General features: G+C 69.8%; 15 protein-coding genes. 13 read left to right on the top strand and 2 right to left on the bottom strand.

Annotated features, from left to right (window positions below; genetic code table 11):
* Window positions 1–75: 75 nt before the first annotated feature.
* The 5 genes from PYS65_RS09220 (at window position 76) to PYS65_RS09200 (ending at window position 4,890) form a co-directional block, all read left to right on the top strand.
* Entirely contained in the window at window positions 76–1,107 is a 1,032-nt protein-coding gene (locus PYS65_RS09220; protein ID WP_279333364.1) for a sugar ABC transporter substrate-binding protein, read from the top strand.
* Entirely contained in the window at window positions 1,107–2,660 is a 1,554-nt protein-coding gene (locus PYS65_RS09215; RefSeq protein WP_279333363.1) for a sugar ABC transporter ATP-binding protein, read from the top strand. Before PYS65_RS09220 ends, PYS65_RS09215 begins: the two co-directional genes overlap by 1 nt.
* Before the next feature lie 74 nt (window positions 2,661–2,734).
* Window positions 2,735–3,190, top strand: a complete 456-nt coding sequence (gene rbsD, locus PYS65_RS09210; RefSeq protein ID WP_030225626.1) for a D-ribose pyranase — start codon at window positions 2,735–2,737, stop codon at window positions 3,188–3,190.
* A gap of 121 nt (window positions 3,191–3,311) precedes the next feature.
* Entirely contained in the window at window positions 3,312–4,025 is a 714-nt protein-coding gene (deoC, locus tag PYS65_RS09205; protein WP_279333362.1) for a deoxyribose-phosphate aldolase, read from the top strand.
* 106 nt (window positions 4,026–4,131) lie between these two features.
* Entirely contained in the window at window positions 4,132–4,890 is a 759-nt protein-coding gene (locus PYS65_RS09200; protein ID WP_279333361.1) for a GntR family transcriptional regulator, read from the top strand.
* A gap of 140 nt (window positions 4,891–5,030) precedes the next feature.
* Here PYS65_RS09200 and PYS65_RS09195 read toward each other — a convergent pair whose 3' ends face one another.
* The gene (locus PYS65_RS09195; RefSeq protein WP_279333360.1) at window positions 5,031–6,233 is read right to left on the bottom strand and encodes an IS110 family RNA-guided transposase; all 1,203 of its coding nucleotides are present in this window, start codon (window positions 6,231–6,233) and stop codon (window positions 5,031–5,033) included.
* A 418-nt stretch (window positions 6,234–6,651) separates the two neighbouring features.
* Window positions 6,652–7,878: an erythromycin esterase family protein gene (locus PYS65_RS09190; RefSeq protein ID WP_279333359.1), complete on the bottom strand. Its 1,227-nt coding sequence runs from the start codon at window positions 7,876–7,878 to the stop codon at window positions 6,652–6,654.
* 674 nt (window positions 7,879–8,552) lie between these two features.
* Here PYS65_RS09190 and PYS65_RS09180 point away from each other — a divergent pair.
* The 8 genes from PYS65_RS09180 (at window position 8,553) to PYS65_RS09145 (ending at window position 18,807) form a co-directional block, all read left to right on the top strand.
* A complete protein-coding gene (locus PYS65_RS09180; protein WP_279333357.1) occupies window positions 8,553–9,278 on the top strand; it encodes a glycoside hydrolase family 11 protein in 726 nt (241 codons plus the stop codon).
* A 754-nt stretch (window positions 9,279–10,032) separates the two neighbouring features.
* On the top strand, window positions 10,033–10,464 hold the full coding sequence (locus tag PYS65_RS09175) for a hypothetical protein (protein WP_279333356.1): 432 nt from the start codon (window positions 10,033–10,035) through the stop codon (window positions 10,462–10,464).
* Window positions 10,465–10,484: 20 nt separating this feature from the next.
* Window positions 10,485–12,833: a DUF6571 family protein gene (locus PYS65_RS09170; protein WP_279333355.1), complete on the top strand. Its 2,349-nt coding sequence runs from the start codon at window positions 10,485–10,487 to the stop codon at window positions 12,831–12,833.
* A gap of 203 nt (window positions 12,834–13,036) precedes the next feature.
* On the top strand, window positions 13,037–13,555 hold the full coding sequence (locus PYS65_RS09165; protein ID WP_279333354.1) for a hypothetical protein: 519 nt from the start codon (window positions 13,037–13,039) through the stop codon (window positions 13,553–13,555).
* Window positions 13,556–13,972: 417 nt separating this feature from the next.
* Window positions 13,973–14,566: a hypothetical protein gene (locus tag PYS65_RS09160; protein ID WP_279333353.1), complete on the top strand. Its 594-nt coding sequence runs from the start codon at window positions 13,973–13,975 to the stop codon at window positions 14,564–14,566.
* A gap of 610 nt (window positions 14,567–15,176) precedes the next feature.
* A complete protein-coding gene (locus PYS65_RS09155; protein WP_388702316.1) occupies window positions 15,177–16,664 on the top strand; it encodes an AAA family ATPase in 1,488 nt (495 codons plus the stop codon).
* Between the two features lie 293 nt (window positions 16,665–16,957).
* Complete coding sequence (locus PYS65_RS09150; protein ID WP_279333351.1) at window positions 16,958–17,773, top strand: HEAT repeat domain-containing protein; 816 nt, start codon at window positions 16,958–16,960, stop codon at window positions 17,771–17,773.
* Window positions 17,767–18,807 carry a MerR family transcriptional regulator gene (locus PYS65_RS09145; protein ID WP_279333350.1) on the top strand — a complete coding sequence of 347 codons (1,041 nt, stop codon included), beginning with the start codon at window positions 17,767–17,769 and terminating at the stop codon, window positions 18,805–18,807. Before PYS65_RS09150 ends, PYS65_RS09145 begins: the two co-directional genes overlap by 7 nt.
* The last annotated feature ends 161 nt before the right edge of the window (window positions 18,808–18,968 follow it).

Here is an 18,968-nt window from a genome sequence, read left to right as displayed (position 1 = left end):
CCGCCCCCGCCGCCCCACCGGCCCTTCCTCTCCCCCGCCCGACCGCCGATCCACGGACCCGACGAAGGAGCCTCCATGTCCCCGCGCACCCTCCTCAGAAGCCTCACCGCCGTCACCGCCGCCGCCGCGGCCCTCTCCCTCACCGCCTGTGGCGCCGTCACCTCCGCCGACGGCGGCTCCGGCGGCTCCGGCGACGGCTCCTTCAAGCTGGCCTCCTACATCCAGCAGCGGATCGACGACGACAAGCCGATGCGCATCAAGCTCAGCTACCACGACCCGTCCCTCGCCTTCGCCACGCCGATCGGCGCCGGCATGAAGAAGGCCGGGAAGGAGCTGGGCGCCGACGTCTCCCTCATCGGCCCCACCGGTGGCGACGCGGCCAAGCAGGTCTCCGAGATCCAGACGCTCATCCAGCAGAAGGCCGTGGACGGCCTCGCCGTCTCCTCCGCCTCCAGCGACGCCCTCAAGCCCGTCATCAGCCAGGCGTACAAGGCGGGCATCCCGATCATCTCCTTCAACACCGACAACCCCGACTCCGATCAGATGGGCTTCGTCGGCCAGGACCTCAAGGGCTCCGGCAAGGCCCAGGCCGAACAGCTCCGCAAGGACCTCAAGGGAGACGTCAACGGCAAGTCCGTCGTGGTCTTCTCCGTCGACACCGGCGCCGGCTGGTCGCACGACCGCTTCAACGGCTTCAAGGAGGGCCTGGACGGCAGCGGACTGAAGATCGTCGGCCCGGTCAACGTCGGCAACGAGCCCAACAGCGCCTACAACACCGTCGAGTCCACCATGTCCGGCCAGTCCAACGTGGTCGCCGTCGCCGGCCTCGACTGCTGCTCCACCACGGCCGCCGCCAAGTGGGTGGCCCAGTCCGGCAAGGCCGACGACGTCACCATGGGCGGCTTCGACCTGCTCACCCAGACCGCCGAGTACATCGAGCGCGGCGTCCTGAACTTCAGCATCAGCCAGAACCCGGCCGAGCAGGGCTACCAGGCCGTCAAGGTGCTGCACGACTTCCTCGCCGACGGCACCGAGATCAAGGGCGTGGACACCGGCGCCCAGTTCATCACCCGCGACAACCTCGCCGACGCGACCGTGGAGGACTGATGACCCCCGCACCGCACGACGCCTCCCCCGGGAGCCCGGACCGCACCGGCGGGCCGGCCGTCCAAGTCCGCGGCCTCACCCGCAACTTCGGGCCGGTCCGCGCCCTGCGCGACGTCTCCTTCGACGTCCCCGCCGGCGACATCACCGCCCTCCTCGGCGAGAACGGCGCCGGCAAGTCGACCCTGCTCAAGATCCTGGCCGGCCTCCAGCCGCCCAGCGAGGGCAGCGTCGCCGTGTTCGGCGAGGAGGTCACCTCCTACGAACCGGCTGCCATGCTCAGCCGGCACGGCGTGGCGATCGTCCCCCAGGAACTGTCGCTGCTGCCCGACCGCACCGTCGCCGAGAACGTGCTCAGCGGCGTCGAACCGGGCAACCGCTGGTTCCCCTCCCGGCGCCGCATGCTGGAGCGCACCACCGAACTCCTCGCCGAACTCGACCTCCACCTGGACCCGAACGCCTCCGTCCGCACCCTGGACCTGGCCACCCAGCAGCTCATCGTGGTGGCCCGCTCCATCGCCCGGGGCTGCCGCGTCCTGATCCTGGACGAACCCACGGCGATGCTCACCCCCGCCGAGGCCGACCGCCTGTTCGCCCTCATGGACAAGCTCAAGGCCAACGGGACGACCATGCTCTACGTCTCCCACCGCATGCCGGAGGTCTTCCGCCTGGCCGACCACATCCAGGTCCTGCGCGACGGCGGCCACGTCGCCTCCTGGCGCAGCGAGGACACCACCCCCGACCAGGCCGTCGCCGCCATGGTCGGCCGCGAACTGGGGCAGTTCACCCGCCGTGTCGGCGCCGTCGCCGAGCCCACCGCCGAACCGGCCCTCAAGGTCCGGGAGTTGAGCGGCAAGCGCCACCAGGGCGTCTCCTTCGAGCTGCGCCCCGGAGAGATCCTCGGCGTCGCCGGACTCCCCGACTCCGGCCGCGTCGAACTGCTCCACAATCTTTTCGGAGCAGACCCCGGCACCGGCGGCACCGTGGAACTGCTCGGCGAGCCCTACGAACGGCGCAACCCGATCGCCAGCGTCGAACGCCGCCTGGCCTTCGTCCCCGGCGAGCGCCGCGCCCAGGGCCTGCTGACCACGATGAGCGTCGGCGAGAACGTCGGTGCCCTCACCACCAAGGCGTTCAGCAGGCTCGGCCTGATCCGCCGCCGGGCCTTCGACGCGGCCGCCACCGAACAGGCCCAGCGGCTGCGGGTGAAGACCGCCACGATGACCCAGCCCATCACCAGCCTGTCCGGCGGCAACCAGCAGAAGGCCGTCCTCGGCCGCTGGCTCGCCATCGACCCGGGCGTGCTCATCCTCGACGAGCCCACCCGCGGCGTGGACATCGGCGCCAAGGCCGAGATCTACGCCCAGCTCACCGCGCTCGCCGACAAGGGCCTGGCCATCCTCTGCTCCTCCTCCGACCTGCCCGAACTGCTCACCCTGACCGACCGCATCGCGGTGATGAGCGAAGGCCGTCTGGTGGCCGTCGTCGACTCCGCCGACGCCACCGAGGAATCCGTGATGACCCTCGCCACCGGAGCGGCACCGGTTGCGGCCTGACCCCGCAGACCCCGTCCGCCCCGCATCCCCGTCCGCCCCGCATCCCCGCCGGCCCCATCCGAAAGGAACCCACCATGAAGCGCTCCGGCATCCTCAACGCCGAACTCAGCGGAGTCCTCGCCACCCTGGGCCACACCGACCTGCTGCTCGTCGTCGACGCGGGCTTCCCCGTGCCGCGCGACGCGCACCGCATCGACCTGGCCCTCGCCGAGAACCTGCCCGACCTGCGCACCGTCCTCGGCCTGATCGCCGACGAACTGGTCGTCGAGGGCGTGGTCCGCGCCGAGGACGTCCCGAGCCACAACCCCCGCCTCGACTCCTGGCTGCACGAGCGTTTCGCCGGCGCCGAGTTCACCACCCGCCCGCACGCCGAGGTCCTCGGCGACCTCGCCCGCGAGGCCAAGGCCGTGGTGCGCACCGGAGCCTTCGAGCCCTGGGGCAACATCGGCCTCTACTGCGGCGTCGACGCGCCCCGCTGGTTCGGCGGCGAGGGCGTCGTCGTACCGGAGCAGTACGCCTCCAAGGTCTGAGCCGCGCAGGCCCGCACGCGGGCGCTGACGGCACCGTCGACTCGCGGCGGCAGCAGACCGAGAAGCCCCGGCGGCCGATCCGCCGGGTTCCTGCCGCCACCCACCCAAGGGAGATCACCCCGTGTCCGAAACCATCGTCAATCCCGCCGAACTCAAGCTCACCCCAGCCGAGTTGGCGCCCTTCATCCAGCACACCAAGATCGACCCGGACGCGACGCGCGACGAGATGATCGCCCACGCCCAGGAGGCCGTCACCCACGGCTTCAACGCGGCGATGGTCCCCGCCTCCTGGCTGCCGCTGGTCGTCGCCGAGCTCAAGGGCACCGGCGTCGAGGTGGCCTCCGCCCTGGACTTCCCGAGCGTCGGCGTCATGACCAGCGCCGGGAAGGCCGCCGAGGCCGCCGAGATCGCCCGCCTCGGCGCCGACCAGCTCGACATCGGCGTGCAGGTCGGCTGGCTCAAGAGCGGCCGCTACGACGACTTCCGCGAGGACATCGCGGGCGTCGTGCGCGCCTCGGGCCTGCCCGTCAAGGTCATGCTCGAACTGCCGCTGCTGACCGACGCGGAGAAGGAGGCCGCGGTCGAACTCGCCATGGAGGCGGGCGCGTCCTTCCTGAAGAACGCCAGCAGCGGTCAGATCGAGACTGCGAATCCCGCCAGCGTTCGTTACCTTGTTGACCGTGCGCGGGAAGGGGTCCGCGTGAAGGCGTCCGGCTCGATCAAGAGCTACCGCCAGGGCCTGGAGCTCCTGCGGGCGGGCGCCTCCCTGCTCGGGACCAGTGCCGGCCTGGCGATCGTCACCGACACCGGTGACGAGTCCACCGTCAGCTACTGACCGGACACCACCGCCGTCCCCCGGCCGCGCACAGCGGCCGGGGAACGGCTTCCACGCCGGGGCGAGACCCGCGTCCGGCGAGAGCGGAGAAGGAGATGCGACCACTGTGACGGCCGACAAAGGCGGAGTCCCAGGCATCAAACGGGACGTCCCCACGGCGATCCACGTCCAGATCTCGGAGCACATCCGGCTGCGGATCGCCGGCGGCGAGTGGCCGCCGCACTACCGTCTCAAGAGCGAGCCGGAGCTGGCCCAGGAGTTCGGCGTCAGCCGCGGCACCCTGCGCAGGGCGCTGGCCACACTGATCGAGGAGGGCCTGCTCCGCCAGGTCCGGGGCCGGGGCACGTTCGTGACCTCGACGACGATCGAGCCCGCCATTGCACAGAAACTGAGCACCCTCTCCGAGGACTTCGCCGACCAGGGCGTGGTGACTACGACCACGGTGCGCGAGTGCGCCCTGATCGCACCGCCCAAGCCGGTCGCGGCCCTCCTGGACGTGACCCCGGGCACCAAGGTCCTGCGCCTGGTACGGGTACGGTGCACCGATCAGGGCCCGGTCGCCCTCCTCTTCAACTTCGTACGCACCGACCTCGCGCCCGGCATCGAGGAGGTCGACTTCACCTCGGCCAGCCTCTTCGGCGTCCTGGAGGGCACCTACGGCCTGAAGATCGCCACGGCCCGCCGTACCTTCGGCGCCGAAGCAGCCGGCGCCGACGTCGCCGCCTCCCTCGATCTCGCCGAGGGCGCCCCCGTCCAGTACCTCCAGCAGGTCACCTACCTCGCCGACGACCGGCCCGTCGAGTACTCCGACGTCTGGATCCACAGCGGCCGCCTCCGCGTGACGTCCCTCCTGCTACGCCGCTGAGCGTGGTGGGGGCCACCCGGCCGGCCGGGCACACCAGGCCCCCCGTCCACCCCGTCGTCCCGGGGAGGGCAGGGCCGCGCCGTCGGCCGGGACCGCCTCCCGCTCCCCGCGCACCCGGGGGGGTGCCTTTATGTCTTTCGTCAAGCGAGGCGTGGGGTTCTGGGTTCGTAGAAGGTGCCGTCGCGGAGCATCGCGAACAGCACGCTGATGCGGTGGCGGGCCAGGCGGAGGAGAGCCTGCGTGTGGGTCTTTCCGCGGGCCCGGCATTTGTCGTAGTAGGTGCGGGAGGCGGGATCGTGCAGGGCGGCGAACGCGGACAGGAACATCGCGCGTTTGAGTTGTCGGTTGCCGCCTCTGGGCGCGTGTTCGCCGTGGATCGAGGTCCCCGACTGCCTGGTGGTCGGGGCGAGGCCGGCATAGGAGGCCAGGTGGGCGGCGGTGGGGAAGCCGGTGCCGTCGCCGACGGTGACCAGCAACGTGGCGGCGGTCCTGACCACGACCCCCGGAATCGAGGTCAGGACCTTCGAAAGAGGGTGCTCCTCCAGCAGGGCCTCGATCCGGGCTTCCAAGGCCCGGCGCTGCTCGTGAACGGCGGCGAGCGAGCGGGCCAGGGACGGAATCACGATGTCGAGCGTGCCGGTGCCCGGGACCACGACGGTCTGCTCGTCGAGCGCGTCGAAGACCTCGTCGATCAGCCGCTGGGCCATGCGCGGGGCCTTGGGCCGGATCGCCTCAACCAGCCTGCGACGACCGGCTTTCCGCAGCGCGGCCGGGGAGCCGTAGCGTTCCAGCAGCCAGGTGACGGCCTGGTGGTCCAGACGAGGGCCGAGGACGCGTTCCAGCGAGGGGTGGAACTGGGTCAGCAGGCCGCGGATCCGGTTGGAGGTGCGGGTCGCCTCGGCCGCGAGGTCCTGGTCGAAGCCCACCAGAACGGTCAGCTCGGCGGTGATCTCGTCGGTCAGCTCCAAAGAGCGCAGGGTGTGCGGCATCGTCCGGGCGGCGTCCGCGATCACCGCGGCGTCCTTCGCGTCGGTCTTCGCCTCGCCCGGATACAGGTCGGCGATCCGCCGCATGGCCAGGCCCGGCAGGTAGGCGACCTTGCAGCCCGCGTCCCGGGCAACGGTCAGCGGCAGGGCGCCGATCGAGGCGGGCTGGTCCACGATCACCAGCACGGTGCCGAACTTCGCCGCGAGCTTGTCGAACACAGCCCGCAGCTTCGGCTCGCTGTTGGGCAGCTGCTTGTCGAAGATCTTCTTGCCGGCCGGAGTGAGCCCGCGCCCGTGATGGGCGCTCTTGCCGACGTCCAGGCCGAAGAAGACGCCTACGTCGTCGATGTCGTACAACCCGTCCTCCCGAACGAGGTTTGTGCGGTGCTGGCCGGGGCGATGGCACCGTATGCGCGCATCCACGTTATGCAGACCTGCCGCCCGCAATCGGCCGGGTATTGCGCCAGGCCGGGCGGTAGTCGGACCTCTCATCAGCGTCTCCAACGGCACCCCTCGGGCCCGGTGACACCACCCCCCAGGTCATGCCTTCGACAGGGGGGAACAGTCATGCCGGGCCCGGAGGCCAGCGACCCTCTTGCAGGACCGCGAAGAAGATAACGGGGGAGCCGAGAGCGACTCAGGGCGCGTCCTGGAGCCCTACGACGCCTCCGGGGGGTACGTACGCCCGCACCGCCCGTTTTCGGGACCGGCGCCGAGCCGATGTGGAAGTTCACTCTGAACGCCGTGCTCGATCTGTGGCCCTGAGACGAGGGCCTCAGGTCTCAGTCCCGGGCAGCAGGCGGGAGCAGGTCGAGCGTGCGACGAACGCGAGGCCGTCGTAGTCCTGTGCCGGGACGAGCGGGGCCGTGTGGAAGCGGTAGGCGAACCGGGGGACGTTGGCGCCGAAACTGCGCTGCATCTGCGGGGTGTGCAGCCAAGGCGCGGTTCCGGTCCGCAGGTCGGCGTAGTAGTCGCCGCGTACGGCGTCCGCGAGCCGCGCCTCCAGGGAACGGATGCCGGTGCCGATGCGGTGCGGTATCGGCGGGCCCTGGAGGCCGTCGCCGCGCCGGGCGAGGAAGGACCCCTTGCCGAAGAAGAGGGCCAGGGCGTAGTAGGCGTCGCCGTACCGTTCGCGGAGCCTGCTGCCGAGGGCGGGGACCTGCTCCCCGTATGTGCCTTTCGCGATGTGGCCGTTGTGCGCCCAGACCATGACGCGCGCCTTCGGGGCGTCGTCCACGAGCCGGGTGACGGCCTCGGCCATGTAGCGGTCACGCGCGGCGAACACGCTCTCCTCACCGGCCGAGGGGTCGAAGGGGCGCGTCACCAGGTCGGCGGCGCGGATGAGGACCCGCGCGTGTTCCAGGGCCGCGTCCGCGCCGTCGCCGGGACCGGACTGCTCGCGACGGTCCGCGACGAGGCGGGCGACCTCCTCCGCGTGCCGCATCAGGGCCCGCTCCGGATCGGGAAGTGAGGCGGGGCGGGCCCGGGCGAGCACCTCGAGGGCATGGACGTCCCCGGCCCGTTCGGGCGCCGTCCGGCGCAGGAAGGCGGCGACGGCCTCGACGGAGTCGGCGCAGCGCTGGGGATCCGTGCCGACGAAGCGGACCCGGCTCTCCTCGGGCAGATGGCGGTTGTGGGCGCGCAGCCACTCGACGAGATCGACCACCTCCCGGGTGCGCCAGGTCCAGAAGCCCAGCTGGGCCACGAGCCGTTCGGGGTCGCCGGTACCGTGCCGTACGTACGCGTCGAGCGCGTGGCCGGCGGACTGGCTGGCCTCCATGGCGAGGGTGGTGAACCCCTCCTCGCGCACCAGGAACTCCACGATGCGGTGCTTCAGCCGGAAGAACTCGGCTGTGCCGTGGGTGGATTCGCCCAGGCCGACGATCCGCGTCCCGCGCAGGGCCGCGCCCAGCGGTTTCAGGTCCTCCGCAGGCGTGCCGGGTGTCAGTGTGCCCAGGGGGTGGGCGTGCTCGGTCAGCCAGCGGGCGATGTCGTCGGGCACCTGGCCCAGGCTACCGTGCGCTTGGCCATGGCACCGAAGTCGAACTCGGTGATCGTCAGGATCGACGAGGCCATGTCCGAACAGCATCTTCGGCACCGACCAGGCCACCGCAGAAGTGACCATCGCGGAGACCGGCGGCGGTACGGCGAAGGCTGGTGGGAGGCCGCCCGGACGCGGTGAAAAGAGGTCGAACCTGCGGCGGGGAGAAGGGGGTGTGTCCGGTGGTGGCGGATTTCGCCGCGTCGTACGCGGTGACCCGGGCCAGGCCGTTCGCGCGCAGTTGTTCCCGGTGGAGGCCGCCGCAGTCGCGTCCACGCCGGTTCGAAAGTTTCGAGTAGCGTGAACATGCTTGCGTTACGTTCCTTCCTTGTCTCGTTCCTCCCCTCGCAGAGGTTCGCATAAAAGGTGGCTTGAACAGCGGAAACGTGCTCACCTGGATCTCTTCTGGTTGAAGAAGTATTTCCGAAAGAATGTCGAAAGCGTTGACAGGGTCATGGTGCTCTACGAAAACTGTGGCCACCGAACGGCAGGAGACCCTCGTTCCCCTCGCGTCATGTGACCGAGGGTGGCGGTCGGTCGTTGCGGCACGACGACGGGCGACCCAGCCGTGTTCCACGCAAGGCCGCGGGCAGCAGAAGCCGCCCGCCCCCCACCAGCCTTCATCGGGAGGACGCATGCAGCAGGACGGCACTCAGCAGGACCAGATCCAGCAGAACCCCGCTCCCTTCAGCAGCTTGAGCCGACGAGGCTTCCTCGGCGGCGCCGGCACCGTCGCGCTCGCCACCGCGTCCGGACTGCTGCTGCCCGGCACCGCCCACGCCGCCACCACCATCACCACCAACCAGACCGGCTACGACGGCATGTACTACTCGTTCTGGACCGACGGCGGCGGCTCCGTCTCCATGACGCTCAACGGCGGCGGCAGTTACAACACCCGGTGGACCAACTGCGGCAACTTCGTCGCCGGCAAGGGCTGGAACACCGGCGGACGCAGGACGGTCCGCTACACCGGCTACTTCAACCCGTCGGGCAACGGCTACGGCTGCCTCTACGGCTGGACGTCGAACCCGCTGGTGGAGTACTACATCGTCGACAACTGGGGCAGCTACCGGCCCACCGGTGAGTACAGGGGCACCGTCCACAGCGACGGCGGCACGTACGACATCTACAAGACGACGCGGTACAACGCCCCCTCCGTCGAGGGCACCCGCACCTTCGACCAGTACTGGAGCGTCCGGCAGTCGAAGGTGACCAGCGGCTCCGGCACCATCACCACCGGCAACCACTTCGACGCCTGGGCGCGCGCGGGCATGAACATGGGCCAGTTCAGGTACTACATGATCATGGCCACCGAGGGTTACCAGAGCAGCGGAAGCTCGAACATCACGGTCAGCGGCTGACCTCTGTCCGGCGAACAACCGGCTGCGGGCTCCGCCCTCGTGGCGGGCCCCGCAGCCGTGGCGAACTCGCCACCGCGGTGGGGGCGTCCTCGGCCGAAGGCCGGGGAGGGCCGAGCGGTTCGACAACCAGCACTTCCACACAGTGATCGGGATGGCGCCCCGCCGAGTGGTGCAGGGGCACAGGGCGGGAATCCGCGGGTTCCCGTCGACGTCAGGGCCTTCCGGGTGCGTGACAAGTGGCGGCGTGTCGGCCTACTGATCGGGCGGGCGCTTTCCGCGACTGCCCGGGGCGGTCGCGGCCTCGTACGTGTGCGATGCCGGACAGGCACCCGGGCCCGGGGCGTGACACACCGTCCCGAAAGTGTGAGCACTTTGGCCGCCACTGTCCTGATGGGGCTCATGTGAGCGCTCTGATGACACTTGCCCGCCGACTGCTCACGCTTTTCCGCACCGCACCGCACCGCATCCGTCCCCGTCCCCGGCCCCGGCCCTGCAGAGTCGGCACCGGGCAGATCCCCCTGCACCATCCGGCGGGACACCATCTGGAGCCGCATCTGCCCTCTTCGGGTAGGCGGGAAGGGGACGGTTCCACGGGGCATGACCCTGGCGGGATTTGATCGTTGTCGGCCGGGTTTCGGGGGAATCAACTGCCGGCCGCCCCGTGGACGGGCGATGATGCAAGTGACAGGTGATCAGGTCGGTGGCCGTGTGAGTACGGGAGAGTGGCCTGCCCGGATGGACTTGGAGGAAATGCATGACGTTCGAGCAGGAATGGGCCGAACTGCGTGCGGCGGCGGCCAAGCGGACTGCCATGCAGACCAACAGCATTCCGGCAGACGGCGGCCGAGGCGGTGGTGGCGGGGCCGACCTGGTGGTCAATCGGGACGACCTCGGCGCCATCGGCAATGACGCGTACGACCTGCTGGGTCGGCTGGCGAAGGAGGGCGACATCGCCCGTGCCTCCACGTTCGAGGCGGCGACGGCGCTGACCAACGGGAACTTCGTGAGTGGTTCGGCCGTGCTGAAAGTGCATGACTTATGGCAGACCCACCTGAAGACGCTGCTGGACGCCTGCGCGCGGATCTCGAATCACCTCGATTACAGCAAGGCCCAGCACGCCAAGGACGAGGCGAAGATCGAGGGAGAGCTGACGCGGATCTCCGTGCTCACGGAATACATGAACTAGGGCTCGGGAGAGCGCTCAGCATGCTGAAGTACGAGGACATCGTCGACGCCCCGGTGGCGAAGCTGAAGGCCGCCGTCGACGACTGGTCGGAGATGGCGGGGAAGCTGGACAAGCTCGCCACCGCCGCCGCCGACGGGATGAAGACGAAGGCGGACAGGGCGGCCTGGGAGGGCGTCAACGCAGGGGTCACCAAGGCGTTCATCGGTAAGACGGCCAAGGAGTTCACGGACGCCGCAGCCGAGGCCAGGGGTGTGAAGCGGATCCTGGAAGAGGGGTACGCGGCCGTCAAGAAGGCCAAGGACGACCTGGTCGACATCCGGGACCACGAGGGACCCGCGGCCGGCATCCGCGTGGACGGCAACGGCAAGGTCACTGTGCAGCACCCGTTGTCCGAGAACGAGACGGTGCGGCACGACCCCGACTACAGCGAGCTCCTGCGGCAGGAGAAGCGGAACGCCGCGGCGTGGCAGAAGAAGATCGACCTCATCGTCGACAACTGCAACGACACCGACCTCGCCCTCAAGAACACCCTCGAGGCCAACGTCACCGACCGCAAGGACTTCAGCGCTCCGACATACACGAAGCTGGACCAGGAAGAGGCTGCCCGCGCCGCCGCCCTGGCGGCCAAGGGCCAGGACATCACGCACGCCGAACTTCAGCAGCTCAACGAGCTGCTGAAGGACAACAGTTCGTCGGTGGAGTTCGCCAGGGGCTTCTACGAGAAGCTCGGCCCCGAGAAGTCCCTGGCGTTCTTCGGCCAGCTCTCCACCGACACGTACGAGTACGGCAAGGTCGATCCGGAGCGCCTCAAGGACGTCCAGGAGCTCCAGAAGTACCTGGGCCTCAACCTGGCCACCGCTTCCCACGACAAGGAGTTCACCGACAAGTGGGGTCCGGAGCTCCGTAAGTTGGGTACGGAGCAGATCCCGCTGAGCAGGTACGACCACAGCGGGCCGTTCGGATACCAACTGCTCGGCGGGATCATGCGGTACGGGAACTACGACGCAAAGTTCCTCAACCCGATCGCCGAACACGTGGCGCAGCTGCACCAGAAGGACCCGGACCTGTTCACCACCAACAGAGGGATGGGGAGTACGGCCAGGAACCCGTTCAACCCCTCCGGAGTGAACGGCGCCGGCTACGACCCGGTCACCGCCATGCTGGAGGCGCTCGGCAACAGCCCGGAAGCGGCGAAGAGGTTCTTCGCCGACCCCCCGACCGCGTACAACGAGGACGGCACGGTCAACCGTGGTGCCACGGCCGGCCTGGGCAAGGACGAGAACGGCGAGGCGATCGACAACTACCTCGACTTCTTCGGCAACGAGAAGTGGGAACCGTTCTGTGACGCCGAGTTGAACGACCTGGAGGGTGTCGAGGCGTCGGTCGGTCACATGCCCGACGCCCTCGGGCACGCCCTGGAGGCAGCGACCCTCGGCTACCCGGCCGGACAGCCGGACCCCGGCGTGGTGCGGGACGCGGACAATGCCGCGGTCATGCAGAAGGTCATGGAGAAGTACGGCGACGAGCCGGGACTGCTCAAGAAACACAAGGTGATGGCCGACAGCCTGGGCGTCATGGGCGCCGGCTACATCGACGACATCAACTGGGCGCTGGCCAAGAACGAACAGGGCAGCGTGTTCGCGCCGGGCAGGAACCCGGAGGGGCGCATCGACTTCGCGGACACCGTGGACGGGGACGGGCGGAGCGTCGTCCGGGGCTTCCTCAGCACCCTGGGCCAGCACCCGGACGCCTACGCGACGCTCTCGACCGCGGAGCAGGTCTACACCCGCAGTGTCCTGGAGGAGAAGGCGGTGGGCCCGGATGGAACGATCAAGGAGGGCCCTGCCAGAGCGGCCGTACGCGTGGGCGCCGAGGTGCAGGGCATGCTCGACCAGGCCCGGGCCGACCAGGTGGAGGCGACGAACCTCAAGATCCACGAGGACTACGAGAAGGCGGTCGCCAAGAGGGCGGGCTGGATCGAGTTCGGGGCCACGGCGGGCATCGCGGCGGGCGTCGCCTTCCTACCCGCCACCGCGGCCGTGGGCGCGGCCGCGGTACTCGTCCCACTGGCGACCGACACCGCCAGCGGCGCTGCCGAACAGGTCATCGGCCAGGTGATCGGTGATATCTCCGACAACTCGGTGGATGAGCACAAGGAGAAGGTGGAGGAGCTCTCGGACAAGGAGAAGGAGAAGATCTACTTCGCTGGTGAGCGTCTGGCCGAGGCTCCGAAGGAGGAGTTCCTGCATAGCAACGGCGTGGACAAGCGCAGTGCGTTCAGGGAGGACCTGCACGAATCGATGCTGATCGGTTACGGAGTCGGTAATGACCGGGCGAAGCAGCAAGGTAATGCCCCGGAGACCGGCTGAGGCCGGTGGGCAGCCGAGGACACGTGAGGATGCGGACAGTGAACAGTCGTAGGTCGGTACGTGGGCTCTTTGCCGCAGCCGTGGCCGGCTCGTTGTTCCTCGGAGCTACTGGTTGCGGGGGGGATGGAGAGGTGGAGGGGACTCCGAAAACTCCGAAGGACTACAAAGTTGTCGCGGGGACACAACTCTGCGGTGGCAAGGCGATGTCCGCCGAGGCTTCCAAAGCGTTGAAGGTGATTACGGGGACGTCGCGGTTCGAGGCGTCGGGGGAAGAGGACACTATTACGCAGGCTGCGGATGCTGTGGTTGAGGCGTTCCCGGTCACCACCGTGACCAAGGACGTCTGCCGTGTCTACACGCCTATCGGGACGCCGGATTTCGACATCAGAATCACCTGGAACCTGGTCGACGGCGCCCCGACGGACCCCCCGGCCCTGGACTTCACCGAGCTGAAGATGGGAGAGGACACCGTGACGGCGGTGGATAAGGCGTACGTCCAGTTCGCCTGCCGGAGCGAGAGGTTGCTCAAGTCGTCGAGAGTGGGGCATATCGTCATCGGCGTGGAGCATTGGGATGTGTGGACGGAGCCCGAGGGCGACGTCGAGGTGTTGAAGGATGCCTACGCGACCGTGGCGCACTCCGTCTCACTGGCGATGGCAAGGGAGCTGCGTTGCGAGAAGGACGGCGGACTTCCCGCCCGGCCCGTGCTGGATCCCGCGTGACCGTCGATATACGCGGGAACGACCATGATCAGGCGGCCCTGCCTGTCCGGAGGAGGGGCCGCCGCCCTCGCACTTGCCTGCGATCCCGACCCGGCCTGGCTCCCCGTACCGGACAAAGTGGAGAAGCCCTCCTCGAAAACCGAGTCCGGGCAGGATCTAGGGGGCCGCAGTACGCGCGGGGCGGGGGCGGTCCGGATGCCGGGGCTGCGAGTCGATGCTGCTCGGTTACGGGGTCGGCAACGACCGGCAGAGGCAGCAGGGCAACGGTCCGGAGACCGGTTGAGGCCGGTGGGCGGCCGAGGGCACGTGAGGATGCGGACAGTGATCAGTCGTAGGTCGGTGCGTGGGGGATTCCTCGCCGCGGCCGTGGCCGGCTCGTTGTTTTTCGGGGCCACGGGGTGTGGAGGGGGCGGAGAGGTGGATGGAACTCCGAAGACTCCGAAGGACTACAAGATCGTTGCGGGGACGGAACTGTGCGGTGGCAGGGCGGTGTCCGCCGAGGCGTCCCGGGCGCTGAAGGTGATTACGGGGATGTCGCGGTTCGAGGCGTCGGGGGAGGAGTACACCATCGCGCAGGCCGCGGCGGACATTGTCGAGGCGTACCCGGACACCACCGTCGGTAGAGAGGACGTCTGCCGTGTCTATACGCCCATCGGCATGCCGGATTTCGACCTCAGAATCACCTGGGATCTGAGGTACAGCGCCCCGACGGGCCCCTCGGCCCCGAATTTCACCAGGCTGAAGATGGGGGAGCGGGCCGTGGCGGCGGCGGACAAGGCGTACGTCTTTTTCGCGTGCCGGGGCACGCGGTTGCCCGACTCGTTGGGATTGGCCCACATCGTCATCGGCGTGGAGCATTGGGATGTGTGGAGGGAGCCCGAGGGTGCCGTCGAGGCGTTGAAGGACGCCTATGCGACCGTGGCCCACTCCGTCTCGTTGGCCATGGCCAAGGAGCTGCGCTGCGAGAAGAACGGCGGGCTCCCCGAGCGGCCCGTGCTGGACCCCGCGTAGCCGCCGGCGTATGCGGAAACAGCCATGACCAGGCGGCCCTTCCTGTCCGGAGGAGGGGCCGCCTGCTGTATGCGGTGCGCCACGGGCGAGCGGTGTACGGACCTCGTCTCCGGGGGCGCCGACCTCGCGCTCGCCCACGATTCCTACCCGGCCCGGCTCCCCGTACCGGACGGTGAGGAGAAGCCCTCCTCGGCGAAGACCCGGCCGAGATCTGCGTACCGGTCGCCCCCCTCGCCGGCCGGGCCGTGCCGGCCTGCCAGGACCTGACCGGTGAATGCTGGGGGTCACCCCTGGCCTACGGTGACGAGTGCCACATGTGGATCCTGCTGTCTGTGCGGACTCTGCTCGCCGCGTTCTTGTCCCGCGCAGCCCCGCATGCATCGCCATGAGACGGTGGCGCTCGACTTCCGTTGGCGCGACCGACCGGAGCCAGGTGCCGCGGCCCCATGACGGCCTTGTCGGGAGCAGCTGACACGGGTCTGCGACGATCGCTGTCAGCGACGTCTGCTGCCCGGCGTCAGGAAAGTCGGGATGGACGGATTCCGTCTGAGTGCACTTAGACAGGTCGTTGGTCGATCCAGGCTGGTGGGGAGTTCCGGTGGACGAGGGCATGCTGGCCAAGCCCGGGGACGTGGTCGATCGTGATCGTGAGTGGGGTCTGCTCACCGAGTTCGTCACGGACCCCGATCCAGCGATGCGTCTGGGGATCGTGTCGGGGCGCAGGCGGCACGGGAAGTCGTATCTGCTGCAGGCGCTCTCCGAACGGGTCGGGGGTCTGTACGTCACCGCGGTGCGGGAGGAGGGGCGGCTTCCGGCGCTCCGGCGGTTCAGTGACGCCATCGCGGCCCACGCCGGCCTGCAGCCCGGCACACTGCGATTGGCCGACTGGCGTGAGATCCTGTCCAACGCCCTCGACGTCACCGCGCGTTCCCGGACTCCGCTGCTGGTGATCGACGAGTTGCCGTGTCTCCTGCAGCATTCGCCCGAGATCCCGGGTCTGCTCCAGCAGCTCTACGACGAGCGCCAGCGCGGCACCGGTTCGGGTGGGCCCGGGGCCCGGCTGATCCTGTGCGGGTCCGCGATGAGCGTCATGCACGAACTGCTGTCGGGAACCAAGCCGTTGCGCGGCGGTGCGGTGATCGATCTGCGGCTGGGGGCCTTCGACTACCGGGCGGCACGCGAGTTCTGGCAGATCGACGACCCGCTGACCGCCCTGCAGGTGCACGCCGTCCTCGGCGGCGCTCCCGGTTACCGGCCGGTGGCGGCCCGCCCGCACCCGAGCGACGGCTTCGCCGCCTGGCTGACGCGGACGCTCCTGGACCCGGGCCGGGCGGTGTACTCGCGCACCGAGACGGAGTATCTGCTGCGCGAGGATCCGCGGATCACCCAGCACACCCTCTACTACGACATCCTCACCGCGATCGCCCGGGGCGCCACCACCCCCACCAAGATCGGTGCGGCCCTGGAACGGCAGCGCAACGCCGTCACCCACCCGCTCGACGTCCTGGAGTCCACCGGCTACATCCAGCGCGAGCAGGACATCCTGCGCCCCCGCCACCCCGTCATCACGCTGACCGACCCCGTCATCCGCTTCAACCAGCTGATCACCCTGCCGCAGGCGGCCACCGTCGAGCAGGGCTTCGCCGAAGAGGCGTGGCAGGCCGCCGCGCCGACCTTCAACTCCAAGATCCTCGGCCCGCACTTCGAGGACCTCGCCCGCGCCTTCACCCGCCGCTACGCCCACACCCTGCTCCCCGGCGGTCTGCCGGGCCCGGTCGGCACCACCGAGGTGGCCGACCCGGCGGCCCGCACCAGACACGAGGTCGACGTCATCGCCCTGGCCCTGGGCGAGCGCCCGCAGGCCCCCCGCACCCGGATCGCCCTCCTCGGCGAGGCCACCGCCGCCCGCCGCGGCACCGGCGACCTGCAGCGCCTGGAGCACATCCGCACCCTGCTCACCGATCAGGGCCACGACACCGCAGGCACGATGCTGGCCCTGTTCTCCCTGCACGGCTTCTACCCGGACCTGATCGAGGCCGCGGCCGGCCGTGACGATCTGCTCCTGGTCGACCTGGCGACTCTCTACGGGATCGGTTGACCCGAAGCTTCGATGCGATAGCCGCATGACCTGCCGGACAGTACTTGGTGTGCCGTGGCCGACGAGGTGCAGGAGCTTTGAGCCGGCACGTGGGAAGCGGCCAGTGGCTTCAGGCACCATGCGCTTTTGGTTGGTCTCTTCCGGGATCTGCTCAGGCTGACACTTTTTCGATGACGTACCACGTGGAGTGCGTGGCGATTCTGGAACCGCCCGCCAAGGGCGCCTGGCCTGCGGGTTCTTCTGGTACGCCGGTCACGGGGTTGACCTTGACACGGTGGCAAGGTGTCCCCTGGGTGCAGGAGGTGGTTTCGATCAACCCGAGTAACGGAACCCCGCAGAACACCCGTGTGGTCGGCGCCCTGAGCGCCGAGGACGCGTCGGTCCGGCTGCAGGCGGCCCTGGCGGCCGGCTCGACCCCCGACGCCGGCTTCCTGGAGGCGCTCGTCGGGCGGTGCGCGGTCGAGCCGGACTTCTTCGTGCGGGACATGCTGTCCTGGGCGCTGACCCGCCTCCCGCCGGAGACCACCCTGCCCCGGATCCGCCGGGAACTCGCCTCCGAGCGGGCTCAGGCCCGCAGCCAGGCGTTGCACACGCTCTCCAAGATCGGCGACAGGAGCGCGTGGGCCTGGATCACGCGCGACCTGCTGCGCGACGCCGACGAGGAGGTCGCGCGGACCGCGTGGCGGGTCGCGGTCGCCCTCGTGCCCGGGGACGAGAAGGGGAACCTGGCCGACGAACTGGTCAGGCAGCTCGGCCGCGGCGACCGCGATGTGCGGCTGAGCCTGAGCCGGGCCCTCGTCGAGCTCGGCGACGTGACCGGGCCCGCCCTGGAGAAGGCCGCGGCGAGCCCGGATCCGGAGGTGGCCACGCACGCCCGTGCCACCGGGCTGCTCCGGCAGAACCCGGAGACCGGTTTCGACGCGGCCGTCGAGGAGGCGAAGCGGGTCGTCGCACTCGGCCCGGAACGAGCCGCAGCCGCTGCCGCCGCGGCTGCGCCGGGAGTCGCGGAGACCGCCGACGCCACGGAGATCACCGAGCCTGAGAAAACGATCAGGCCGATGGAGGGTGCCGAGGCCGCGAAGGTTGCCGCGGAGACCGCGGAATGCTGATCGGCGAGGTGGCCCGCCGCTCGGGGGTGAGTACCCGGATGCTCCGGCACTACGACGCCCTCGGGCTGGTGCGGCCCACCGGTCGCACCGTCGGCGGCTACCGCGAGTACTCCGCCGAGGACGTCCGCAGGATCTTCCACGTGGAGAGCCTGCGGTCCCTCGGGCTCTCGCTCAAGCAGATCGGGCGCGCGCTGGAGGACCCCGCCTTCACACCGTCCGCCCTGGTCAGCGACCTCATCCGGTGGACGGAGGACCGCCTGGAGCGGGAGCAGGAGCTGCTGGAGCGGCTCCGCGCCGTCGACGCGTCGGCGCCCACCGGCTGGCAGGACGTCCTGCGCATCGTCGAACTCATGCAGGGGCTCGACTCGACCAGCGCCGCGCGCAGACAGCAGGCCGTGCTGGCCCGGCCGGGGAGCACGCCGGTCCCCGCCGAGCTGCTGGCCGGGGCGGTCCTGGCCGAAGCCGACCCCCACGTCGCCGGAGCCCTGCGCTGGGCGCTCGCCCGATCGGGCGGCGACGGCGTGGCGGCACTGGCCGACGGCGTGCACGCGCAGGACGCGGACGTCCGGCGGCGCGCGGTGCTGGCGATCGCCGAGATGGCCGAGGCGCCGGGGGCGGACGCGGTGCTCACGGACGCCCTCGGGGACCCGGACACGACGGTGCGCCGGCACGCCGCTCTGGCTCTGGGCAGGCGGGGGGTGACCGCGACCGTGCCGACACTCGTCGGCATGGTGGTCGAGGGGTCCCACGACGTCGACGCGGCGGAGGTCCTGGGAACGCTGTCCCGGGACCCCGGGCGCGCGGACCGGATCATGACCGCACTGGTCGACGAACTCGCCGCGCCCACCGCGGACTCCGCGACGCGTATACGTCTGGCCCAGGCGCTGGTCGAGCTGCCGGGGACCGCCGTGCGGGAGGTCCTGCGTCAACTGGCCCGCGACGACGACCCCGCCGTCGCCCTCGTCGCCTCGGCCTTCGTCACGGTCCTCGACGAGCGGTCCCCCGAAGACCGAGGAGATGACGAGGATTCCTGAAGACGCCTGGCCGGGCCGCTGCGGCACCCTGTCCCGCCGGTGTGCAGCCGTGGGACCGGAGACGGCGACCACTTCCTCGCGACCGTCACTTCCCTCTTCTCAGCGCCGGCTCCTGGCGACTCACCCCCGTTGCTCCGGGGGTGAAAGCTGCTACAGATTTT

The organism is Streptomyces cathayae (assembly GCF_029760955.1).
Lineage (GTDB): Bacteria > Actinomycetota > Actinomycetes > Streptomycetales > Streptomycetaceae > Streptomyces > Streptomyces cathayae.
This window is presented reverse-complemented; position numbering and strand designations above follow the sequence as displayed.